Genomic DNA, 22,412 nt, shown 5'->3' with positions numbered 1-22,412 from the left:
AGAGCATCTGACTGGTATCAGAGCCCCGATAGCTATCGGGGTTGGTTCGAGCCCAAGAGGGGGAGCTTTCAAAAGCCACGCATTGCGTGGCTTTTTTCATTTATATACTTTATGAATTTTATTGTATACATACTCCTTTCCGAAAAGCTAAACCGATATTATACCGGCGCGACATCTAACATAGATGTTCGCATGGATTTTCATGAAAATGCAGAAAACCATAAGTACACTCATAAAGCTGACGACTGGCAAACAGTATTTACTCTTGAATGCGAAAACAAATCACAGATGCTGTCAATCGAAAAGCACATTAAAAGCATGAAGAGTAAGGTTTATATACAAAACCTTATCAAATACCCTGAAATGGCCGCAAAACTCAAAATACAATACCCTGGTTAGAGCATCTGACTGGTATCAGAGCCCCGATAGCTATCGGGGTTGGTTCGAGCCCAAGAGGGGGAGCTTTCAAAAAACTATATATTTTTTATAATAGCTTTAATTTATATATCTTTGCACCTCTAAAATTACGGCCTCGTAGTTCAACGGATAGAATGGGAGTTTCCTAAACTTTTGATCCAAGTTCGATTCTTGGCGAGGCTACAAGACCCGGTTCATGAAAATGAATCGGGTTTTTTATTTCTTATCATTAAAGTTTCCTAAACTTTTTATCCAGGTTTCCCTGATAGCTATCGGGGTTGGTGAAACTACAGCAAGAGCACTACACTAATCAATTACAGCCGGCAAAATGTATTGCTCCATCATCTTATGCACTTGTGTATGACCATAAACCTGGCCATAGGCACTGGCAGTAATGACAATTACTAAAGGCTGATCCTTAAAAACAAAAATGTAGTTACCTCCATTACCTGCGCAATACCATGCTTCACATTTTTTTTGATTTATGCTATAGGTTTTGTTCCAAAACAGATATCCATAAAACTCATTGTCACGCCCGGGTAAAAACTTTTGTTTCATAAAGGTCTTGTCAATCCATTTTTTTGAAATAATCTGTTTACCATTCCATACGCCTCCATTTTTATATAACTGACCATATTTAGCAAAGTCTATGGCCTTTAAGCGAATTCCTCCGGCAGTATTGGGAACACCTTGTGGCGTATACTGCCATTTGTAATTGGTAATACCCAAAGGTTTAAATAACATCTCATCAGCATATTTTTCGAGCCCTCCCGGCACTGATTTATTTAAAACATCCCCTAATAGCACTACACCGGCGGTAAAGTAGTGCCAGTGCCCTTTAGGTTGTTTTGAGTTCATCGGCAAATCAAGTGCAAATTTTACCCAGTCGGCCGTTTCATACATATTCTCTTCATTACCCGGAGATGAACCATCCTCGTCATTCCCATCAAAAGAAGAGCTCATAGTTATCAACTGATATATGGATGTGTTTTCTTTTAAAGCTGAGTTATTTGCATTTTTGCTTAAATCATAAAAATCCTTTAATTGTTTATATTCATTTTCAATATACCCTGCATCTATAGCAATACCAATTAAAGAAGATGCAAATGATTTACCTACCGAACGCGGGTCATGAAGGGAATCACGGGTTTCACCATTAAAATATTCTTCAATCAATAGCTTGTTATTTTTAATAACTATTATCCCGTTAATTTTCTTAAAAACTCCCGCTTCAATATTGCCCTTTAGTTCTTTTATGTTGTTGCGGTCAAACTTTTCTCTTGATACCTCCAGTCCTTCATACGGTTCTATTTTTGAAAGATCAATAACAGACAGGTCAAATTTTGGCTTAAGGTATACCTCTAGACAAAGGTCCCCTGCTGCCATAAGATCTCCTGTTTTGTCAGTTTGACCCAAATGAATATAAGGCCGTATTTCCATCCTAAGCAGATGCCTGCCATCCGTAAGTGCATCAGCACCACCAGAACGCATGAATCTTCCCCAAAATGACTCCGACCACAAACCTTCCCCATTTAAATTGTTGATTAGAGGTTTAGACAGTATTGTTTCAGTATCTCTGATTTCACGGGAAGGCGCTCCTGGAAGAAGATTGCTTTTATAAATCAGCTTTCCATCCACTAATAAGCTAAATTGAAAATTACCTGTTCTGGCCAGACTGTCAGCACTGATTTCGGGAGAAAGCCGATGCATATAATTGGTAAGTGAATTAGCCATGAAAGCTGTAAAAAATAAATCACTCTTGTTTGTTAACCGGTATTCGGTTAAAAAGTCTGAAGTTGAAAGATTGTCTGCATCAACAGCACCCGGAGTAAAGATAATTCTTCCAACATTTGCTTCATGTAATTTCGATTTAATGCCTTTCGATTTAACAATGTCTTCGCTTTGTGCAAAAAGATTAAAGGATAATATCAGGCAAATTATAACCAATAGAAAACTACGCATAAATGATGTTTTTTGTCAAAAGTAGAACATAAAGGATACTGCAAAATAGAACAATATTAACATCATCATTTATTAAGGAGTAGTTTACGGTATTGCAGAGGGGTAATACGGTATTGCGATCTAAAAGAACGGATGAAATGGCTTTGATCGGCAAAATGACATTCCATAGCAATATCAGTTAATGAATAATCAAGTCTTGAAAGTAAAACGAGAGCTTTCTCTAATCGTATTTTACGTTTATAGTCCCCAAGGGTACAATTGAAGTGCTTACTAAAATCTCTTGAAAGATGAACAGGATGAAGATTTAAATCGTTTGCAATATCTGTCAACCTCAAATTTTCGGGTATTTCATGAAGCATCTCTTTTATACGTTCAACCCAAAGCGGCTTATCTCTTTTTAAGAGTTTAGCATTACCTTGAATTTTGGTAAACATTTCAACTAATAATGCTTCAATAGCTAATGAGCAATCATTTCCGTTTAGCTTATTTTCCTTAAAAACGGCATACATTAGAAGCTTTACAGCTGGATCTGATATATTTATGTTTCCCTGTAAATTATCAATATCAATTCCAAAAGGCATAAACCAGTCTTTATCCAGCTCAATATGAAATCCACGAGTAAATCCGGGAGGTTTGTTATTATAATGTGCATCATCCCAATTATGAAAAAGTAGTGTCCCTGCACTACAATTATAAATTTCTTTTTTATTACCCTCAATTACATTTCCTTGCAGTATAAAGGTAAAATAAGGATTTTCGTGATAATGCCAGTCTACTCTTTCATGGGTATATTCAGTATCAGTCAGTATAATACCCTGCATCCTGGTAGTTTCGTTAATTACACCAAAAAACTCTCCGGATTTAAGATATTGCATAAGTATCAGATTGTAAATATGCTGAAATATACAAACTTCCAGATTTGTGAGCAATATTAGCTAACTCATAAACAATACTCCTTCAACTGTATATCCCTTAATGGTTGTAAACTGTCTGCTCTTTACAATAGGTTTGGCTTTACTGCTGCACAGAAAGGATAGTACAAAAACCTCAATAAGTACACAGACATTTTAAATATAGCGCATAGCTCTTCATTGAACGAAGGCAATCGTGAACCATCAACATAAAAAAAGAGACCTTTTCAGGCCTCTTTTCGTCTTCAGATGTATGTGGGTTTGTTAAGCCGCCACTTCTTTTATAAATTCACCATTAGCTTTATAAAAAGCTGCGATGTCTTTACCGTCTTTGGTAAGTACCAGTTTGTAGTCGCTGCCATCCTCGGCTTTTAGCGCTTCTACCAACTGATAGCCTTTATATTTTGCAACAGCTTGTTTCAGTACTTCAGGAGCAATCTCCGATTGTGTTACCTTAGCATACTCTTTGTCCTGATTAGAAACAGGAGCTACCTGTACTGATGCCGGAGCCGGTGTTGTAGTTGTAGTTTGTGTCGTAGTTGCTGTTTGTGCGCTGGCTGCAAGTCCAAGAACTAAAGCAGCTGATAAAAATAAATTCTTCATAATGTGTTCTTTTTCAAATATTTACATATAACACTATGAAAGAACCATACCATTCACCTCCTTAAACATATAATTACCTACAAAACAACAACTTATACATATTAAGTTGGTGTGGCTTTTCTGTGGAATTCCACAAAAAGTGTGGAATTCATCTCTAAATAACTACATTTTAAATACCTTTAGGCATATGAAAGCACATTATTATAACACAATCATAAACTGGACGGGTAATAAAGGAAAGGGCACAGAAACTTATAAAGCCTATACCAGAGACCACACTATTGAAGTTAAGGGAAAACCAACTATTGAAGGTTCCTCTGATCCCGCCTTCCTTGGAGATGCTACGCGTTATAATCCGGAAGAACTCTTACTTGCTTCATTATCTTCCTGCCATATGTTATGGTACCTGCATCTTTGCGCAGAAGCAGGCATTATCGTTACTGCATATACTGACAATGCGCAAGGCACCATGACTGAAACACCGGATGGTAGCGGACATTTTACAAGTGTTACCCTAAATCCTGTAGTCACTGTAAAAGAAACACCGATGATTGAAAAAGCGAATGAATTGCACCATAAAGCCAACAAAATGTGTTTTATCGCCAATTCATGCAATTTCCCGGTATACCACAAACCCTTGTGCAAAAAAGACATATAAAAAGGACTGCCCTTCACCCAGGACAGCCCTTACTATCTTAACCGAAGTTGAGGATATTAACCGATAAAAAAGATATTTGTAACAATAGCGGTAATGCTCACAGCAATACTTAGCAGCAAAGTATTAAATACAACCTGAGGTTTCATCTGCGCTAAAACGGTACCGTTAAAAACACTACAGGTAATCACCACAAAGAATAACTGTACCATTTGCGCAACTGAATTTCCATGTTGCAATATCAGCATTGCTGCAAAACCACCCAATCCGCTCTGAAGTAATACAGCAAGTGTATTAAATCCCATAAAACCTCTTGTATACGTGTCTAAATATTTTTGATATGTGCTCATGACTAAAAGTGTATTAATTTATATAGACAAATTTACAGCGTTGGTTTCCATAGGATTATGACAAATATCATGTTCTGTTATTTTTGTTAACTGTATACTTTGTCTGGCAAAAATCATATTTATACACTTTTATCTTTATTATCCTTCAATTTTATCAAACCATCATCACTTTTAGATTTTTTCTTACTATTCTCGCATAAATTATATCTATCAGATCTCCCTTGTAAAAAAATAGGATGAAACTACTTTTGGCCTGAACGAAATACATATCAACATGCTTAAACAGTTTACACTATTAGCTCTATTATTGTCTTCGGCAGTATCTCAGGGGCAAACACTAACCACTAACACAGGTACGCCTGTAGGAGACAATCAAAACTCTAAAACAGCCGGTAACAACGGTCCCGTTTTATTGGAAGATATCCATCTGATCGAAAAGCTTGCCGCTTTTGACAGGGAACGAATACCTGAAAGGGTTGTTCATGCCCGTGGTGCCGGTGCTTATGGAGAGTTTGTTGCTGCATCTGACTTTTCTGATGTAACAAAAGCGGATTTTCTAAGTAAAGCCGGAAAAACAACACCGGTATTTGTGAGGTTCTCTACCGTGGTGCATCAAAATGGTTCTCCGGAAAGCTACCGCGACCCAAGAGGGTTTGCCGTTAAATTTTATACAGAACAGGGAAATTATGACCTTGTAGGCAATAACCTTCCGGTATTCTTTATTCGTGATGCCATTAAATTTCCTGATATGGTACATGCCTTTAAACCTTCTCCGGTTACCAATGGCGCTTCAGATCCTAACAGGGTATTTGATTTTTTTGCTAATGTGCCCGAAGCTACCCATATGCTGACATGGCTTTTCTCTGACTATGGAATTCCTGCCAACTATAGGGAAATGAACGGATCGGGTGTACATGCTTTTAAATGGGTTAACGATAAAGGTGAAGTAACTTATGTTAAATATACATGGAGGTCTAAACAGGGTGAAAGAAACCTGTCTCAGGCTGAAGCAGACAAAATCCAGTCGACGCAAACCGAACACGCAACACTTGATTTACGCAATGCTATTGATGCGGGTAATTTCCCTAAATGGGATTTATACGTTCAAATGCTGAAAAAAGAAGATTTTGAAAAACTGGACTTCAACCCGGTAGATGTGACCAAAATTTGGCCGGAAGCAGTTGCCAAACCTGTTTTTGTAGGCACAATGACACTAAATGGCAATCCGGAAAACTTCTTTCAGGAAGTTGAGCAGTCTGCTTTTTCTCCGGGCACACTTGTTCCTGGAATTGAACCTTCTGAAGACAAATTACTACAGGGGCGTTTGTTCTCTTATTTTGACACCCAGCGTCACCGCCTTGGAGGAAACTTCCAGCAATTGCCTGTAAATGCTCCAAAAACTCCTGTAACAACCTATAACCAAAACGGCTATATGTCGCTAAGAAAACAAACAGGAGATGTAAACTATCAGCCATCAGAAAGCAAACCGAGCGTTAAGGATGATGCTAAGTTTAAATATTCACATTCGCCACTAAGCAATGTAGAAACTACTCAGGCCAAGATATCAAAACCTAACGATTATGCTCAGGCAGGTGAGCTTTACCGTTCGTTCTCTAAAAAAGATAAAGATGCTCTTATCTATAATCTTTCGGGAGCCTTAAAGCAGGTAAAGAACAAAGTTGTAGTGGCTAAAATGATAGGCCATTTTTACCAGGCCGACAGAGAGTATGGCATAAGACTGGCTAAAGAACTAAAAATGACCAGAGAAGAACTTGAAAACCTTATCTCACATTAATAATGAAACCTGTAACAATTCTTTTTCTGCTGCTGTTTGCCAATGTATATGCCCAAAATGACGCTTATACTGCTGCAAGAAACAACGATGTTGCCCTGTTAGAAATCCTTAAAGAAAAAGGAACAGATTTTAATGTACCGGATGACAGAGGATTTACCCCCCTAACACTGGCAACATACAATAACAGTAAAGAAGCTGTTGAATTTTTACTAAATGAAAAAGTAGACCTCAACAGCCATGACAACAGTGGCAATACTGCTCTTATGGGAGCTGCATTTAAAGGTTATACCGACATTGCCGAAATCTTACTGAAAAGTGGTGCAAATATCAATCAGGTAAATGCAAATAATGCCACCGCGTTAGTTTTTGCCGCTACCTTTGGTCATGCCGAAATGGTAAAACTTTTCATTAAGTACAAAGCGGATGTTGCTATAGCTGACAGGTTTGGAAAAACCGCTGCCAATCATGCCGAAATGCAGGGAAATGAAAATATAGTATTGTTATTAAAATCATAGAACCAAAAAAATGGCTGTCTTGTTAAGACAGCCATTTTTTATTGATTGATTGATGATGAACTCAGGATTATGGTCTTTCCCAAAAAAATGGAGGCTCGATACCTAAAGCACGAAGGTATACATACCCCTGACCACGGTGATGGATCTCATTATCTATAAAATACAGTAATGTACCATATACAGGCCCCGGATATTGCCCAAAAGCAATGGTGCTTTCCTGAAAACGCTCCGGTGTCATCTGGATCCAAAGCGTATCAATCACTTTTGTAGTTTCGTCCCAAAGAGCAAGCAACTCCTCTTTAGTCGTTGGCATCCCCACTCCGCTGTGGTGTGGCAGGTCGGCCATATCTTTCCATACATTAGTAACAAGGCCCAGGATACCCGGATTAGACAGATCGATAATCTCCATAGCCAGTTGAGCAAAGGTTCTCATTCCCCCTACCGAGAATGTAAACAGTTCCTTTTCAGGAAATGCCTCAATAGTTCTACGCGTAAGGTTTCTGTGACCTTGCCAGTGTTTTAATAATTGTTCTGATGAAAGTACTGATACGGTGGCTGTTTTAGTTTCCATAATTTTAAGTTTTAAATGATTTGATGATGATTATGAAGCAAAATTATGAGCCCTAAGTGACAGCCCTATGTCAACAGGTTTTTATGAATAATGATTTATTTTAAAATTTTTAAACAGTTCTTTCATTTTTACAACTAATTGTTTGATTGTTAACAAGGTTATAAGAATGTTTTTGCTGAAATTTGTTACTCTAAAATTCTCTATTATGCAAACAACCACAGATCTTCAAAATGCGTTTCCGTATGAAAAAGACATACCGGAAAGCATAAAACTCAGCGAGCCACTACACCAGAAAAGAATCCTTATCAATGGTGAATTCATAAACTGGACCGGCCCGGTACACACCGTTTATTCGCAGATATTTGTAAAAAAAGACGGGCAGGAAGCCGCTCCTCTTGAAATAGGCAGCTATCCTCTGGCTACCGAAAAAGAAGCCGAAATGGCGCTTAAAGCGGCTCTTCAGTCACACGACTACGGGCGTGGCGAATGGCCATCTATGGGTGCTGAAGGCCGCATAAAAGCCATGCAAGGTTTTACCAAAGGGCTTAAAGAACACCGTGAGGAAATTGTAAAACTCATTGTTTGGGAAATTGCCAAAAGCGTAGCCGATGCCGAAAAGGAATTTGACCGTACCATAGAATATATAGAAGAAACCATAAAAACAGTAAAACAGATTCATAACGAATCATCCATGTTTAAGGTTACCAACGGTTTTATAGGCCAGATGAAAAAACTGCCTTATGGTGTGGTATTATGCATGGGCCCTTTTAACTATCCGTTGAACGAAACCTTTACCATGCTTATTCCGGCACTGATAAACGGAAACTCAGTATTATTCAAACCGCCTAAATATGGTACACTCCTGTTCAATCCTTTACTGGATCTTTTTAAAGAACATTTTCCAAAAGGTGTTGTAAATACCGTTTACGGGCGTGGAAGAGACATCGTTCCCTACCTGCTTCAGTCAGGTCAGGTAGATGTACTGGCACTTATAGGTTCGAGCCGCGTTGCCGACAGCCTGAAGAAAATGCACCCAAAATCTAACCGCCTTCATGCTGTATTAGGGCTTGATGCCAAAAATGCAGCTGTTGTACTGCCTGATGCCGATTTAGAAGCTACAATTAAAGAAGTAATAATAGGAACTTTATCCTTTAACGGACAGCGATGTACCGCTTTAAAAATACTGTTTGTACATGCTGACATTGTTGATAAATTCAACACCATGCTTGCAGCAGCTATTGATAAGCTTTCTTTAGGCATGCCGTGGGATAAAGGTGTTTCCATTACACCACTTGCCGAACCTGAAAAACCGGGCTATCTCAAGGAATGTATTGATGATGCTATTGCTAAAGGTGCAAAGATTATCAATGCAGCTGACGGCGGAGGTAACCTGGGCCACTCGCTGATGAAGCCTGCAATGCTTTATCCTGTAAACCGCGATATGAAAATATACTGGGAAGAACAATTTGGCCCTGTTATTCCGGTAGTGGCATTTGACGATCCTATGGCACCGGTAGACTATATTACCGAATCCAGATTTGGTATGCAGGCAAGTATCTTTAGCGAAGACCCTCAAAAGATCTCGTTTTATATTGACCAGATGATTGGTCAACTGGGACGTATTAACATCAATGCGCAAAGCCAGCGCGGTCCGGATACTTTCCCTTTCAACGGACGTAAAGACTCTGCTGAAAATACGCTATCAGTATCAGAAGCGCTTAGTGCTTTCTCTGTAGATTCGGTAATCGTTACTAAGCAAACACCCTCAAATGAAGCTTTACTACATGAAATACTGGTATCGGAAAGTTCTAAGAGGCTAAACAACAAAGTTATTTTTTAACCTCTATAATAAACAATTAAAAGCTGTTCCATAGTGATTGGAAACAGCTTTTATTATTTTTATATACAAGAATCCTAATTAAAGCTCAGGATGCTGCTCCAGATAATCTTTAAGCATTTCCTCGAGTGTCTGGTAATATTTAGCAAGCGCTTCGGCATCTACTTCGGGATGCTCAAAAGCCGGAAGCGTTTCCTGTACTTCGCTTAAATATTTAGAAAGCTGAGGATAGCGTTCCTGGATAAGTACGGTGATCTTTAATATTTTCTCAGTAAGCTCTTTTTTAGTCTCCATAAACAATAGCTTTAAGTAGTTACCGTAAATTTAGCAATAATTTCCTCTTACATAAGAATATAAACGAGAAAGCTAAAAATTTCTTAACAGAAATTATTTACCCAAAAGATGATGCTAACTTTGTTTAGTAACAACAAATCCTAAAACTATGAAAACGATTCAAAAATTGATACTGGCAGCAGCATTTTTTGTTCTGGGCAGTATGCACGCACAGGTATCGGTAAATGTAAACATAGGTACGCCTCCGGCATGGGGTCCGGCGGGATATGCAGACGTAAATTATTATTATCTACCCGATATTGAAACCTATTATGATGTAAGAACCAGCGAATATATTTACCTGACCAATGGACGATGGGTAAGAACCGTATCTGTTCCTGCACCCTACAGGAGCTATAATTTTTATAATGGTTATAAGGTAGTAATGACAGACTATCGTGGAAATACGCCTTATACTACCTATACTACCTATAAAGTAAAATACCCTAAAGGCTATAAAGGGAAAGCCCAGAAAACCATCGGCGTACCTCCGGGACAGGCTAAAAAAATGACCGGAAGTCCAAATGCAAGTGGCAAGAGCAAGGGTAACGGGCATGGAAACGGAAAAGGAAAACACTAATATGAACCGGCGAACAGCCGGTTTTTTTTATGCAAAGCCCGAAAAAAAAAATCATCCAATAAAAGTTCTGAAATACAAGAATTTATCTGCGAAACTCCGAAAACGTTTTCCTAAAATTTTCTTAACACCTGTGGATTGGCACAGATGTTGGATTTAGCTTAGCAACTAATTATCTAAATCGAAGGAACATGAAAACAATAAGAACATTGCTGATAGCTATAACAGTTATGGTTTTTGGCAGCACGCAGGCACAGGTATCGGTTGGTCTTAGTGTAAACATAGGTACTCCACCGGCATGGGCACCGCCACCACCGGTACACACAGAGGTACGTTATTATTACCTACCCGAAATACAAACGTACTACGACTGCAGCACAAGACATTATATATACATGGACAACGGACGCTGGGCACGTCGTGCTTACCTTCCGGTAGCCTACAGGGGATATGACCTGTACCGCGGTCCGAAAGTGGTAGTAAATAACTATTATGGCCCAACACCATATACCCACTACCGCCCTGCAAGGGTTGCTTATGCAAAACCTGTAAAGTATAAACATTATAAACACCATGACCACCATGACGACCACCGTCATCACGACGACCACGGCAGAGGTCGAGGACATGGAAGACATTAATAAGAAACCGGCTTAGGCCGGTTTTTTTATGGGTTATAGATAAGCTTTTCCAAAGTTCGGAAAAGCTTTTTTGGTTATAAAAATGTTGATAATAAAAATTTTATGCGGTCAATTGTAGGCGGGTCAATTGACCGCACAGCGATACTTTTAAAGATTATGAATATCAAAGAAAAATTTGGATTAAAGGTAAAGGCTTTGAGGATAGAGAAAAATTTTTCTATCGAGCAACTAGCTAATATCTCGAACGTTGACCGCAACTACATTTCAGATATAGAGAAAGGTCAACGCAATGTCTCGATTGAGATTATTGAAAAAATAATCCATGCTCTTGATGTTGATTTCGCAACTTTTTTTAATGATAAAAGCTTTAAGAGGTAAATGATAAAGTATTCGAAAATCAAACAAAAACTACAAATTGATGTAAACAAAGCTACCGATAGTGGCCTTGCTAATCTTACACATTATTTTCAAAATCACACAAATGGTGTTTCTGAATATTTTAAACCTAAAGCTACTGAATATCTAAATGAGTTACATGAAAAATTAAATATTGTTCAGGAACCAGACTTTCAATATTATCTTCCTATAAAATGGGATATCCCTTTTCCTCCACCCGAAAAGCCTAAATTCAAATTCATAGATCTTTTCGCAGGTATTGGAGGTATCAGATTAGCCTATCAAAACATAGGTGGGAAATGTGTATTTACCAGCGAATGGGATTCTTTTTCCAAAAAAACTTACGAAGCCAACTTCGGAGAAGTCCCTTTTGGAGATATAACTCAAATAGACGAAAAAGACATCCCAGACCATGATATTCTTTTAGGTGGCTTTCCCTGCCAACCCTTTTCAATTGCAGGTGTTTCCAAAAAGAATGCCTTAGGTAGAAAACATGGTTTTTTAGATGAAACCCAAGGCACATTGTTCTTTGATATAGCGCGCATTCTTAAACATAAAAGACCCAAAACTTTTATGTTGGAAAATGTAAAGAATTTAGTTTCACATGACAAAGGAAATACATTTAAAGTAATACAAAGCACACTCCGAGAATTAAATTATACGATTTATTTTAAAGTCCTTGACGGAAAATATTTTGTCCCGCAACATCGAGAAAGGATTATCATTGTTGGATTTGATAATGATTATTTTAATCATCAGGAAGAGTTTAAATTCCCTGAAATGGGAGATGCTAAATATGCAATAAAAGAAATTTTACTTTCGAATGTTGAAGAAAAATATACATTATCTGATAAACTTTGGAATTATCTACAGGGATATGCAGAGAAACATAAAGCCAAAGGAAATGGATTTGGATTTGGCCTAACAAACCTAGATGGTATTTCCAGAACCATGAGTGCAAGATACTATAAAGACGGGGCGGAAATTCTCATCCCTCAGAACGGAAAAAACCCTCGAAGATTAACTCCAAGGGAATGTGCAAGATTACAAGGTTTCCCGGATAAATTTGTAATTCCTGTTTCAGACAATCAGGCTTATAAACAATTCGGGAATTCTGTAGTTTCTCCATTAATGCAAGCTGTGGGTGAAAAAATATTTTTAGAACTAGAAAAAGCCAATGAACGATATTCTCAACAAAGCAATTCAATCAGTTCAGCAATCTGAAATTGCATTTTGTAAATATATAACTGCAAATGATACTGGCGCTACTGGCGGACATCAGGCTGGATACCATATTCACAAAAAATCTTGGAAATTATTCTTTGATCAACCTGGAATAAAGGGAACTAATAAAGACAGATTTATTACTATTAGATGGCAGGATAGTTTTGAAACCGAGAGTCGTTTTATATACTACGGAGTCGGAACACGTGATGAATACCGCTTAACAAGATATGGGAAAGCTTTTCCTTTTTTACGAGATGAAAATATTGGTGACTTATTAGTCATTTGTAAAATCACATCAGATAATTATCAGGCTTTTGTTTTAAATTGTGACGATGATATTGAAGAATTTTTAGCTGCTTTAAATATATCATCAACAAATATAAATGGTATTATTCCAAAACAATTTCAGCAAACCGCTGAAGATAAACTTATAGACTGTTTTACAGCTTTTTTAAAATCTCTAAAACTTGATTTTCCAACTACCATTGAGTTGGCAAATAATGCTAGAAATTGCTATAATAATTCATATGGGATTACAAGTAAAATAATTCAGGCAAGACCTGATGTTGAACTACTCAAATGGATTGATTCCGAATTTCAACTTTTTAAAGTTATTGAAAATGATAGATATACTAGTCGAATACAATCACATTTTAAAACAGTTGAAGAACTAGTGATCACCGCAAACACAATACTTAATAGAAGAAAAAGTCGCGCGGGTAAATCTTTAGAACATCATTTATCAGAAATATTTAACACATTTAATTTAGCATATACATCTCAGCAAATTACCGAAGGAAATAAAAAGCCTGACTTTCTGTTTCCGACAGGAGAGTCTTATCACAATCCAAAATTTGATGAAAAAAAGCTTATAATGCTTGCATCAAAAACTACATGTAAAGATCGATGGAGGCAAATTCTTAATGAAGCAGATAGAATAAAAACTAAACATCTTTTTACTTTACAACAAGGTATATCAAGCAATCAATTGAAAGAAATGTATCAACATAATGTTTGCTTAGTTGTTCCCAAACCGTATTTGGACAGCTTTCCTAAGCCATTTAGAGAAAGAATCCTAACTCTTGATAATTTTATCAATTTTGTCAGATATACCCAATCACAATAAATGGATGTCCACAACCCTGAACAACGCTCCAAAAACATGGCTGCTATTAATAGTACAGCCACGAAAGCAGAAGTAGCTCTGGGAAAAGCATTGTGGCATGAAGGGTTGAGATATCGCAAAAACAATAAAACCGTTTTTGGAAAACCTGATTTTACTTTTAAAAAATATAAGCTCGCTGTTTTTGTAGATAGCGAGTTTTTTCATGGCAAGGATTTCGAAACTAAAAAGAAACCTGCTACAAATGCAGAGTTTTGGGAAAAGAAAATCTCACGCAATATAGAACGTGATAAAGAAGTCAACGAATACCTAACCTCTCACGGCTGGACCGTACTCCGCTTTTGGAGTAATGAAGTAAAGAAAAACTTAAACGGCTGCATTGCCATTATCAAAGAGACAATTAGCAGTGCAGCCGCTGAGGGTTAAAGCCACCTTGGTTTTAATGAAGATCTATCCTGAGTTTGTTGCCGGTAAAAGCTTCAATGGATTCCTGATAGTCTACCTCGTCCCAGTTGGTTTCTTCGTGCATGTCTTCGAATTCTTTTGCCCAATGGATAAATTCGGCAATGTCTAATCTGGAGTCACCTGAGAAGAAACCCCTTTGCCCTGCAATGAATGCGATGTCGGCAATGGCTTCGAAGAGTTTAAAGTCTTCGACAGTGTGTTGCAATGTGTTCATAGTAATGGATGCGATTGATTGGTTTATCGATATACAATTTTAAAGAATTACCGAACATAATATGCCTTGTTCTTTAACAAGTTATTAACATTAACATTTCTGTCAATTTCTTTTTTAGCCTTAATTATCAATAGTTTAGACCTACAATTATTTTGCCAAATTTTAACAATTGGCATAATTACGCTTTTTTCGTACAAACAAGTCACCGAGTTGTGACCGTGCAGAAATCAATTTTTGTTGAAATCTAACTACCAGGTTTATATTTTCCTTGCCAATATGAAAAAAAAAGAAGTAAAGACGTTAAACAAATTACAAATCCCCTAAAAATTACACGTTAACCATTTTTAAGAAGTATATTTTATAATTTTACCCCCATAAATTATAGGGTATAATGGAGAAGAAATTAGAAAAACGATGGATTTTTGCTTTTATCATCACAACTGCTGTTGCCATCGCCGGCCTTTTTTGGGATCACGCCACAGTAACCGAAAAATCGTCGCAGTTTAACGGCACTGATGCTATCGTCCCGGCAGATGTTGCCTGGCTGCTTACAGCTTCCTGTCTTGTATTATTAATGACTCCCGGGCTCGCTTTTTTCTATGGAGGTATGGTAGGCAAAAAAAATGTAATCTCTACCATGTTAAAGAGCTTTATATGTTTAGGCGTAATCAGCCTTTTATGGGTAGTGATTGGCTTCAGTCTTTCCTTCGGTAGTCCGCTGGGCATTGAAATTAGCGGAACGCATTACGGCCTTATAGGTAACCCTACCGATTTTGCTTTCTTTGATTATGTAGATGAGCATCCGCATGCTAAAATGGCAACTACTATACCTTTTATATTATTCGCACTTTTCCAGATGAAGTTTGCCATCATCACTCCGGCTATTATTACCGGCGCCTTGGCTGAACGTATCCGATTCATTTCGTTCCTGCTGTTTATATGTCTGTTCTCCTTATTAATATACGCGCCTTTGTGCCACATGGTATGGCATCCTAACGGACTGCTGGGCAGTTATTTTAACGTGAAAGATTTCGCGGGCGGAACCGTAGTGCACATGAGTGCCGGATTTGCAGCTATAGCAGGTGTGCTGTGCCTTGGGAAACGTAAAAACCTTGAATACATCCCTACTAATATTCCGTTTGTATTATTAGGCACAGGGATGCTTTGGTTTGGTTGGTTTGGCTTTAATGCGGGATCAGCACTGGCGGCCAATCATACCGCTGCAATGGCTTTTGCCACTACAACTATCGCTTCGGCTTCGGCAATGCTGACGTGGTCGTTCTTCGACAGGCTGAACGGAAGAAAAGTATCGGCTCTGGGTGCCTGTATTGGTGCTGTTGTAGGCCTTGTAGCCATTACCCCTGCCGCCGGATTTGTATCGGTTCCAAAAAGTATCTTCTTTGGTTTTGCAGCAGCTATAGTATCAAACACTATGGTAAACTGGAAACCTCTTAAACGTATTGACGACACCCTTGATGTATTTGCCTGCCACGGTGTAGGCGGTATCATGGGAATGATACTGACTGCAATTTTTGCCGAAGGTGAAGACGCAAGCCTGCTACATGGCGGATGGCATATTTTTGGCCACCACATGATTGCAATGATACTGGTTGCCACTTTCTCTTTCTTCGGGGCAATGTTGTTGTATAAAGTTACAAACTTCTTTATCCCATTGCGTGTATCAGAAGAAGCAGAAGAGCTTGGACTCGACCTTTCGCAGCACAATGAGATGTTGGGATAAATAAAAGAAAAGAACCTCTATAAAGAACCTTAATAGCTATATTAAGGTTCTTTTTTTATTTTAGCAGTATATTCAATTATCAACAAAATGAAAAAAATTGCACTTATATGCTCGGTACTATCACTAGCCATTAGTACTTATCTGTTTACAAAACCTGCTGAAGTAAACACTGCTGACGAAACCAAAGCTATCAATACCCTGCTTGACAACTGGCACGCAGCAGCAGCAAAAGCAGACTACAATGGTTACTTTGGTAAGATTGCCGAAGATGGTATTTACATTGGCACCGATGCAACCGAAAACTGGACAAAAAAAGAATTTGAGGCCTTCTCAAAACCTTATTTTGATAAGGGCAGAACATGGGATTTCAAAGCGCTGCAACGCAATATCTTTTTTAGCAAAGATGGTAAAACGGCCTGGTTCAATGAATTATTGGACACACACATGAAAGCATGCCAGGGGTCGGGTGTGCTCGAAAAAACCGGAAAAGAATGGAAGATAAAACAATATGTCCTGTCCATGACTTTTCCTAATGACAATATCGAAAAAGTACTTCCTTTAAAAGCACAGTATGAAGATGCTCTGATTGAAAAACTAAAAGCAAAAAAGTAGGCAATTTACAGCCTGCCTGCCGGTAGGCAGGTCGCAGTTTACAGTTAGCTTCACTCAAACCTATAAAACAAAACGCAGATAAAGATTAATCTCTATCTGCGTTTTTTTATGTTGTCAGGTAACTTAAAACCCTAAAACCAATTACTATTTAACACTAAGGTGTTCCAGCATATCAACCGTCATAGAATTCAGGTCAAAATCATGTTTCCAACCCCAATCTTGTCTTGCGCTGCTGTCATCAATGCTTTGAGGCCAGCTGTCTGCAATTTTTTGTCGGAAGTCCGGTGCATAGTCAATAGTGAAATCCGGGATTTCTTTTTTAATAGCCTCAGCAATTTCTTTTGGTGTGAAATCCATTGCTGAAAGGTTATATGACGAACGTATTTTAATGTTCTCTGCAGGTGCCTGCATGATTTCTACTGTAGCACGGATAGCATCATCCATATACATCATTGGAAGCCTTGTCTCTTCACTAAGGAAACAAGTGTATTTTCCGTCAGCAAGTGCTTTGTGGTAAATATCAACAGCATAATCAGTAGTACCACCACCCGGAGGTGTAGACCAGCTGATAAGACCAGGGTAACGGATGCTTCGGATATCTACCCCATAAATGTTATGGTAGTATTCTGCCCATCTTTCGCCCGATTGCTTAGAAATACCATATACGGTAGACGGTTCCATAACCGTATACTGTGGTGTATTTTGTTTAGGGGTTGTTGGGCCGAAAACAGCAATACTCGAAGGCCAGAAAATCTTTTTGATCTTCCCTGCTTTAGCAAGGTTAAGCACGTGGAAAAGTGAGTTCATGTTAAGATCCCATGCAAAAGCAGGATTCTTTTCGGCAGTAGCCGAAAGAAGTGCCGCCATAAGATATACTTCTTCTACGTTATTTTGCTCAATTACAGTTTCTATCTGGTTAAAATCAAGGGCATTTACTACCTCAAATGGCCCCGAAGCCACAAATTCAGGATCTCCTTTGCGTATATCTGAAGCAATAACAGCATCAGTACCATATACTTCCCTAAGTTTTTTTGTCAGCTCAGTACCAATTTGGCCACAAGCGCCTATGATTAAAATTTTTGCCATGTTAGTTGTATTTACAGACCACAAATATACTGCTTTACCATTATGAATTTCACTCTCTTAAACCCCTATTGTAACATTTTTTTAAAAGATTGTGATTTGTAAAGCTGTCCTGATGCATTATCCTGAAAAAACCGCTCGCCTTTTCCGTAAAAAGTAAATTAAAAATGTTTCTAAAGAATTAATCTCAGGCAGGAACATATTAGTAAACATTCGTAAATTTGCTACTTCAACAATCAAACATGAAATACCTGAAACTCATTGTGGTTTGCTGTTTTTCGGCAGTACTTTTTTCCTGTAAGGACGACGACGCTCAACGACGCGCCGAAACAATCCGAACTGAAAAACAAAACGACTCCATTTTAAAAGTAATAAGCGAGAACTGGAGGTTTAATGTTCCTCCTGTAAATGATAAGGTTGCAGCCCAAATTTCGGGTTGGAACGAGTGGCAGCAATTTCATAACGAACTGATGCAAAAGCCTACCGGTTCCTTAAGTGCATACAGACAAAAGGCTAAGACCCTTGTTGCAAAAGGAGAGCAGCTTAATACAAACATTCCCGGATTTTTCAACAAGCCACAGATACGCAGCCGTCTAAACGGGCTTAATACCAAAATTAAATCGCTGTACACTTATATAAACATTGCGGTTATACCTGATAAAAAAGTAGTGTCGCTTATAAAAGAGATTACTCACGAAACAACCTCGCTGCAAAACCAAATGAGTGAAATGGTAATTTTAAGCGAAATTCCGAAAGAGATAGGGGAAGAAGAAATGCTAAGGGCACTTGATACTACCCGTATGGCTAATCCCGGGATGCAGCCACAACCGCAGTCTTCGCCTGCGCCTAATCAGCAAATGCGAACATTTACACCAAGACCGGGACCTGCACAAAATAACTGATTATAAAGAACCACATTGAAACCTGAAATTTTAGATAAATACGGCCAGTCGGTTAAAATAAAACAAATCGTTAGTGCCTTACAGCAACGCGAAAACAAAATACATGTAAAAGGGCTTTTAGGTTCGGCATTGTCTTTTGTTACCGATCCGCTTTTCCGCCAAAGCGAACTGCCGTTCCTTCTTATCCTTAAAGACAAAGAAGAGGCCGCTTATTACCTTAACGACCTTGAGCAGCTCATTGGCGATCAGGATGTGTTGTTTTATCCGGGCTCATTCAGGCGCCCTTACCAGATTGAAGAAACCGATAACGCTAACATACTATTGCGATCGGAAGTGCTTAACCGTATCAATTCCCGTAAAAAACCTGCTATCATTGTTTCTTATGCCGAAGCCCTTTTTGAAAAGGTAGTTACCCGAAAAGAACTCGAAAAAAATACGCTGAAAGTTGCCGTAAGCGATCAGGTTTCTATAGATTTCATTAATGAGGTATTGTTTGAATATGAGTTCCGACGTGTTGATTTTGTAACCGAACCGGGAGAGTTCTCTGTTCGTGGTGGTATTGTCGATGTATTCTCATTCTCAAACGACAATCCTTACCGTATAGAATTCTTTGGCAATGAGGTAGACAGCATTCGTACGTTTGATGTTGCTTCACAGTTATCCCTTGAAAAAAAGAAAAAAATTACGGTAATGCCTAATGTTGAAAATAAGCAACTGCAGGAAAACCGTGAAAGCTTTCTGGAATACATAAACGAAAAAACGGTTATCCTTATCCGAGATACCGATGCCCTTTTTTCTAAACTCGATGTTTTATTCAACAAGGCTAACGAAGCTTTCGAAAAGCTTTCGAAAGACATTAAACACGCAGCACCATCAGAGCTTTTTCTTAATCAGGAGGCTTTTATAAAAAAGGCGCTCGATTTTACCATTATCGAGTTTGGCACCAAACCTATATTCAGAACACAAAAAACTTTTGAATTCCATATTCAGCCTCAACCGTCGTTCAACAAACAGTTTGACCTTTTACTGAATAACCTGAGCGACAATCACAACAATGGCTTCAAGAATTATATCTTCTGTTCTAACGAAGCTCAGGCCAAACGCTTTCACGACATTTTTGAAAGCCTGGACGAAGCCGGACATGAAGACCTTCGCAAGCAATATAAAACGATAGTATTCCCTATCTATGAAGGTTTTATAGACGAAGAATACCAGATTGCCTGTTACACCGATCACCAGATATTTGAACGCTACCATAAATTCAGCATCAAAAATGGCTATTCTAAAAAAGGAGCCATTACGCTAAAAGAATTAAATTCACTATCAGTAGGTGACTACGTAACCCATATCGACCACGGTATCGGAAAATTTGGCGGACTGCAAAAAATACAGGTAGAAGGAAAGACACAGGAAGCCATTAAGCTGGTATATGCCGATAATGATATTGTGTATGTAAGCATCCACTCGTTGCATAAAATATCAAAATACAACGGTAAAGATGGTGCGCCTCCTAAAATATATAAACTGGGCAGCAATGCCTGGAAAGTGCTTAAGCAAAAAACAAAAGCACGAGTTAAGCACATTGCCTTTAACCTTATTCAGCTATATGCCAAACGCAGGCTGGAAAAAGGTTTTCAGTATGCGCCGGACAGTTATTTGCAGGCCGAGTTAGAATCGTCTTTTATTTATGAAGACACACCTGATCAGATTACGGCTACCCGCGATGTAAAAGCCGATATGGAAAGCGAACGCCCTATGGACAGGCTTGTATGTGGCGACGTAGGTTTCGGGAAAACAGAGGTAGCCATTCGTGCCGCATTTAAAGCTGCCGATAATGGCAAACAGGTTGCCATATTAGTACCTACAACTATACTGGCATTTCAGCATTTTAAAACCTTTAGTGAAAGGCTTAAAGATATGCCGGTTACCATAGGATATCTTAACCGTTTCCGTACAGCAAAACAAAAATCGGAAACCCTGAGAGATCTTGCGGACGGAAAACTCGATATCCTTATTGGCACACACCAACTGGTAAATAAAAATGTACAGTTCAAAAATCTGGGGCTTTTGATTATCGATGAGGAACAAAAGTTTGGTGTAAATGTAAAAGATAAGCTTAAGACGATAGCTCAAAATGTAGACACCCTTACCCTTACCGCAACACCTATTCCAAGAACACTTCAGTTCTCGCTTATGGCTGCAAGGGACTTGTCTGTCATTACAACACCTCCGCCTAACCGTTACCCTATAGAAACGCAGGTGGTAGGATTTAACGAAGAAATTATTCGTGATGCCATTTCGTATGAGATACAACGTGGCGGACAGGTATACTTTATTAACAACCGTATAGAGAACATTAAGGAAGTAGGCGGAATGATACAGCGTCTTGTTCCGGGAGCAAAGGTAGGCATTGGCCACGGCCAGATGGATGGTAAAAAACTCGAAGAACTGTTGCTTGATTTTATGGATGGCCAGTTTGACGTACTTGTTGCAACCACTATTATTGAAAGTGGTCTTGACGTACCAAACGCCAATACTATCTTCATTAACAATGCCAATAACTTCGGACTGTCTGATCTGCACCAGATGCGAGGACGTGTAGGCCGAAGCAATAAAAAAGCTTTTTGTTACTTCATCACGCCTCCTTATTCCGCAATGACCGAAGATGCCCGCAAGCGTATACAGGCCTTAGAGCAGTTCAGCGATTTGGGCAGTGGTTTTAATATCGCCATGAAAGACCTTGAAATTCGTGGTGCGGGAGACTTGCTAGGCGGTGAGCAAAGCGGATTCATTAATGAGATTGGTTTTGATACTTACCAAAAGATCATGAACGAGGCTATCGATGAACTTAAAGAAAATGAGTTTAAAGACCTTTATGACGACGGAGAAGAGCAAACTGAAAAAGAATATGTAAAAGAAATTCAGATTGATACCGATTTTGAATTACTTTTCCCTGACGAATATGTAAACAATATTACCGAGCGTCTTAACCTGTACAACGACCTTGCTGCCGTTAAGAACGAAGAAGAGCTCATTGCTTTTGAAGCTAAACTGACAGACCGTTTCGGGCCATTGCCTAAACAAGCTCAGGCGCTTATGATAAGTATGCGCATTAAATGGCTCGCTACTAAAATGGGTATTGAAAAACTGGTACTGAAACAGGGTAAAATGGTAGGTTATTTTGTAGGCGATCAACAATCCGACTATTACCAGTCGGGGGCTTTCCATAAAGTACTGCAATTTGTACAAAGACATCAGGGAGTTGCAAGGATGAAAGAAAAACAAACCAAAAACGGACTAAGGCTGCTGCTTACTTTTGAGAATGTAAAATCGCTCAAAAAAGCACTCGAAATGCTTGAACTGGTATTTGAGTAAATAGCCCGCATATCAGCAATGACAGAGGAAGAGCTTTTGGCTCTTCCTTTTTTTATTCGTGAAACTGTACTTCTTAAAATCTTCTTAAGTTCTCCTTAAAATGGGTT

Annotated in this window: 23 protein-coding genes and 1 tRNA gene; 16 read left to right on the top strand and 8 right to left on the bottom strand. The window is 38.6% G+C overall.

Annotation, left to right across the window (positions count from 1 at the left end; genetic code table 11):
• Positions 1-399 (top strand): GIY-YIG nuclease family protein (locus ACFSR3_RS10535; protein ID WP_379820928.1); only part of this gene is annotated, 399 nt, incomplete at its 5' end.
• A gap of 129 nt (positions 400-528) precedes the next feature.
• A tRNA-Arg gene (locus ACFSR3_RS10530) sits at positions 529-600 on the top strand.
• A 123-nt stretch (positions 601-723) separates the two neighbouring features.
• Here ACFSR3_RS10530 and ACFSR3_RS10525 read toward each other — a convergent pair.
• The 3 genes from ACFSR3_RS10525 to ACFSR3_RS10515 all read right to left on the bottom strand — a co-directional run bounded on the left by ACFSR3_RS10525 (position 724) and on the right by ACFSR3_RS10515 (position 3,893).
• The gene (locus ACFSR3_RS10525; protein ID WP_379820927.1) at positions 724-2,379 is read right to left on the bottom strand and encodes a serine hydrolase domain-containing protein; all 1,656 of its coding nucleotides are present in this window, start codon (positions 2,377-2,379) and stop codon (positions 724-726) included.
• 65 nt (positions 2,380-2,444) lie between these two features.
• On the bottom strand, positions 2,445-3,254 hold the full coding sequence (locus tag ACFSR3_RS10520) for a helix-turn-helix transcriptional regulator (protein ID WP_379820926.1): 810 nt from the start codon (positions 3,252-3,254) through the stop codon (positions 2,445-2,447).
• A gap of 300 nt (positions 3,255-3,554) precedes the next feature.
• Entirely contained in the window at positions 3,555-3,893 is a 339-nt protein-coding gene (locus ACFSR3_RS10515; protein ID WP_379820925.1) for a hypothetical protein, read from the bottom strand.
• 187 nt (positions 3,894-4,080) lie between these two features.
• Between ACFSR3_RS10515 and ACFSR3_RS10510 the strand changes: the two genes are divergently transcribed.
• Entirely contained in the window at positions 4,081-4,551 is a 471-nt protein-coding gene (locus ACFSR3_RS10510) for an OsmC family protein (protein WP_379820924.1), read from the top strand.
• Positions 4,552-4,607: 56 nt separating this feature from the next.
• Here the strand turns inward: ACFSR3_RS10510 and ACFSR3_RS10505 are convergent, their stop codons facing one another.
• On the bottom strand, positions 4,608-4,898 hold the full coding sequence (locus ACFSR3_RS10505) for a hypothetical protein (RefSeq protein WP_379820923.1): 291 nt from the start codon (positions 4,896-4,898) through the stop codon (positions 4,608-4,610).
• 274 nt (positions 4,899-5,172) lie between these two features.
• Here ACFSR3_RS10505 and ACFSR3_RS10500 point away from each other — a divergent pair, with 274 nt between their 5' ends.
• On the top strand, positions 5,173-6,693 hold the full coding sequence (locus tag ACFSR3_RS10500; protein ID WP_379820922.1) for a catalase: 1,521 nt from the start codon (positions 5,173-5,175) through the stop codon (positions 6,691-6,693).
• A 2-nt stretch (positions 6,694-6,695) separates the two neighbouring features.
• A complete protein-coding gene (locus tag ACFSR3_RS10495; RefSeq protein WP_379820921.1) occupies positions 6,696-7,208 on the top strand; it encodes an ankyrin repeat domain-containing protein in 513 nt (170 codons plus the stop codon).
• Positions 7,209-7,275: 67 nt separating this feature from the next.
• Here ACFSR3_RS10495 and ACFSR3_RS10490 read toward each other — a convergent pair whose 3' ends face one another.
• The gene (locus ACFSR3_RS10490) at positions 7,276-7,779 is read right to left on the bottom strand and encodes a DinB family protein (RefSeq protein ID WP_169520849.1); all 504 of its coding nucleotides are present in this window, start codon (positions 7,777-7,779) and stop codon (positions 7,276-7,278) included.
• Positions 7,780-7,984: 205 nt separating this feature from the next.
• Between ACFSR3_RS10490 and ACFSR3_RS10485 the strand changes: the two genes are divergently transcribed.
• Positions 7,985-9,619, top strand: a complete 1,635-nt coding sequence (locus ACFSR3_RS10485; RefSeq protein WP_379820920.1) for an aldehyde dehydrogenase family protein — start codon at positions 7,985-7,987, stop codon at positions 9,617-9,619.
• 78 nt (positions 9,620-9,697) lie between these two features.
• Here ACFSR3_RS10485 and ACFSR3_RS10480 read toward each other — a convergent pair whose 3' ends face one another.
• The gene (locus ACFSR3_RS10480; RefSeq protein WP_114758460.1) at positions 9,698-9,910 is read right to left on the bottom strand and encodes a hypothetical protein; all 213 of its coding nucleotides are present in this window, start codon (positions 9,908-9,910) and stop codon (positions 9,698-9,700) included.
• A gap of 148 nt (positions 9,911-10,058) precedes the next feature.
• Here ACFSR3_RS10480 and ACFSR3_RS10475 point away from each other — a divergent pair, with 148 nt between their 5' ends.
• From ACFSR3_RS10475 to ACFSR3_RS10450, 6 genes are all read left to right on the top strand, one after another.
• Positions 10,059-10,529, top strand: coding sequence for a hypothetical protein (locus ACFSR3_RS10475; RefSeq protein WP_379820919.1), 471 nt, complete (start codon positions 10,059-10,061; stop codon positions 10,527-10,529).
• A 188-nt stretch (positions 10,530-10,717) separates the two neighbouring features.
• On the top strand, positions 10,718-11,167 hold the full coding sequence (locus ACFSR3_RS10470; protein ID WP_379820918.1) for a hypothetical protein: 450 nt from the start codon (positions 10,718-10,720) through the stop codon (positions 11,165-11,167).
• Between the two features lie 156 nt (positions 11,168-11,323).
• Positions 11,324-11,545 (top strand): helix-turn-helix domain-containing protein, encoded by a 222-nt coding sequence (locus ACFSR3_RS10465; protein WP_379820917.1) that lies wholly within the window; start codon positions 11,324-11,326, stop codon positions 11,543-11,545.
• Positions 11,546-12,787 carry a DNA (cytosine-5-)-methyltransferase gene (gene dcm, locus ACFSR3_RS10460; protein WP_379820916.1) on the top strand — a complete coding sequence of 414 codons (1,242 nt, stop codon included), beginning with the start codon at positions 11,546-11,548 and terminating at the stop codon, positions 12,785-12,787.
• A complete protein-coding gene (locus tag ACFSR3_RS10455) occupies positions 12,741-13,916 on the top strand; it encodes a type II restriction endonuclease (RefSeq protein ID WP_379820915.1) in 1,176 nt (391 codons plus the stop codon). Before dcm ends, ACFSR3_RS10455 begins: the two co-directional genes overlap by 47 nt.
• The gene (locus ACFSR3_RS10450; protein WP_379820914.1) at positions 13,917-14,339 is read left to right on the top strand and encodes a very short patch repair endonuclease; all 423 of its coding nucleotides are present in this window, start codon (positions 13,917-13,919) and stop codon (positions 14,337-14,339) included.
• A 13-nt stretch (positions 14,340-14,352) separates the two neighbouring features.
• On the opposite strand, the gene ACFSR3_RS10445 is transcribed toward ACFSR3_RS10450, so the two are convergent.
• Complete coding sequence (locus ACFSR3_RS10445) at positions 14,353-14,592, bottom strand: hypothetical protein (protein ID WP_114758453.1); 240 nt, start codon at positions 14,590-14,592, stop codon at positions 14,353-14,355.
• Between the two features lie 391 nt (positions 14,593-14,983).
• Between ACFSR3_RS10445 and ACFSR3_RS10440 the strand changes: the two genes are divergently transcribed.
• A complete protein-coding gene (locus ACFSR3_RS10440) occupies positions 14,984-16,333 on the top strand; it encodes an ammonium transporter (RefSeq protein WP_379820913.1) in 1,350 nt (449 codons plus the stop codon).
• A gap of 87 nt (positions 16,334-16,420) precedes the next feature.
• A complete protein-coding gene (locus tag ACFSR3_RS10435; protein WP_379820912.1) occupies positions 16,421-16,945 on the top strand; it encodes a nuclear transport factor 2 family protein in 525 nt (174 codons plus the stop codon).
• Positions 16,946-17,089: 144 nt separating this feature from the next.
• On the opposite strand, the gene ACFSR3_RS10430 is transcribed toward ACFSR3_RS10435, so the two are convergent.
• Positions 17,090-18,031, bottom strand: a complete 942-nt coding sequence (locus tag ACFSR3_RS10430) for an L-threonine 3-dehydrogenase (protein WP_379820911.1) — start codon at positions 18,029-18,031, stop codon at positions 17,090-17,092.
• Positions 18,032-18,270: 239 nt separating this feature from the next.
• Between ACFSR3_RS10430 and ACFSR3_RS10425 the strand changes: the two genes are divergently transcribed.
• Together ACFSR3_RS10425 and mfd are read left to right on the top strand one after the other, a co-directional pair.
• Positions 18,271-18,930 (top strand): hypothetical protein, encoded by a 660-nt coding sequence (locus tag ACFSR3_RS10425; RefSeq protein WP_379820910.1) that lies wholly within the window; start codon positions 18,271-18,273, stop codon positions 18,928-18,930.
• A 57-nt stretch (positions 18,931-18,987) separates the two neighbouring features.
• On the top strand, positions 18,988-22,305 hold the full coding sequence (gene mfd / locus ACFSR3_RS10420; protein WP_379820931.1) for a transcription-repair coupling factor: 3,318 nt from the start codon (positions 18,988-18,990) through the stop codon (positions 22,303-22,305).
• Positions 22,306-22,412 lie beyond the last annotated feature (107 nt).

It is taken from the genome of Flavobacterium suzhouense, assembly GCF_042684765.1.
GTDB classification, from domain to species: Bacteria; Bacteroidota; Bacteroidia; order Flavobacteriales; family Flavobacteriaceae; genus Flavobacterium; species Flavobacterium suzhouense.
The sequence above is the reverse complement of the archived record's forward strand: the minus strand, read 5'-3'. Positions and strand labels throughout refer to the sequence as shown.

Coding starts and splice junctions, on each gene's coding strand:
- dcm (WP_379820916.1), top strand. CDS start 11,546: ATGATAAAGTATTCGAAAATCAAACAAAAACTACAAATTGATGTAAAC.
- ACFSR3_RS10455 (WP_379820915.1), top strand. CDS start 12,741: ATGAACGATATTCTCAACAAAGCAATTCAATCAGTTCAGCAATCTGAA.
- ACFSR3_RS10445 (WP_114758453.1), bottom strand. CDS start 14,592: ATGAACACATTGCAACACACTGTCGAAGACTTTAAACTCTTCGAAGCC.
- ACFSR3_RS10440 (WP_379820913.1), top strand. CDS start 14,984: ATGGAGAAGAAATTAGAAAAACGATGGATTTTTGCTTTTATCATCACA.
- ACFSR3_RS10435 (WP_379820912.1), top strand. CDS start 16,421: ATGAAAAAAATTGCACTTATATGCTCGGTACTATCACTAGCCATTAGT.
- ACFSR3_RS10425 (WP_379820910.1), top strand. CDS start 18,271: ATGAAATACCTGAAACTCATTGTGGTTTGCTGTTTTTCGGCAGTACTT.
- ACFSR3_RS10505 (WP_379820923.1), bottom strand. CDS start 4,898: ATGAGCACATATCAAAAATATTTAGACACGTATACAAGAGGTTTTATG.
- ACFSR3_RS10525 (WP_379820927.1), bottom strand. CDS start 2,379: ATGCGTAGTTTTCTATTGGTTATAATTTGCCTGATATTATCCTTTAAT.
- ACFSR3_RS10510 (WP_379820924.1), top strand. CDS start 4,081: ATGAAAGCACATTATTATAACACAATCATAAACTGGACGGGTAATAAA.
- ACFSR3_RS10500 (WP_379820922.1), top strand. CDS start 5,173: ATGCTTAAACAGTTTACACTATTAGCTCTATTATTGTCTTCGGCAGTA.
- ACFSR3_RS10450 (WP_379820914.1), top strand. CDS start 13,917: ATGGATGTCCACAACCCTGAACAACGCTCCAAAAACATGGCTGCTATT.
- ACFSR3_RS10475 (WP_379820919.1), top strand. CDS start 10,059: ATGAAAACGATTCAAAAATTGATACTGGCAGCAGCATTTTTTGTTCTG.
- ACFSR3_RS10490 (WP_169520849.1), bottom strand. CDS start 7,779: ATGGAAACTAAAACAGCCACCGTATCAGTACTTTCATCAGAACAATTA.
- ACFSR3_RS10465 (WP_379820917.1), top strand. CDS start 11,324: ATGAATATCAAAGAAAAATTTGGATTAAAGGTAAAGGCTTTGAGGATA.
- ACFSR3_RS10485 (WP_379820920.1), top strand. CDS start 7,985: ATGCAAACAACCACAGATCTTCAAAATGCGTTTCCGTATGAAAAAGAC.
- ACFSR3_RS10480 (WP_114758460.1), bottom strand. CDS start 9,910: ATGGAGACTAAAAAAGAGCTTACTGAGAAAATATTAAAGATCACCGTA.
- ACFSR3_RS10520 (WP_379820926.1), bottom strand. CDS start 3,254: ATGCAATATCTTAAATCCGGAGAGTTTTTTGGTGTAATTAACGAAACT.
- ACFSR3_RS10430 (WP_379820911.1), bottom strand. CDS start 18,031: ATGGCAAAAATTTTAATCATAGGCGCTTGTGGCCAAATTGGTACTGAG.
- ACFSR3_RS10495 (WP_379820921.1), top strand. CDS start 6,696: ATGAAACCTGTAACAATTCTTTTTCTGCTGCTGTTTGCCAATGTATAT.
- ACFSR3_RS10470 (WP_379820918.1), top strand. CDS start 10,718: ATGAAAACAATAAGAACATTGCTGATAGCTATAACAGTTATGGTTTTT.
- ACFSR3_RS10515 (WP_379820925.1), bottom strand. CDS start 3,893: ATGAAGAATTTATTTTTATCAGCTGCTTTAGTTCTTGGACTTGCAGCC.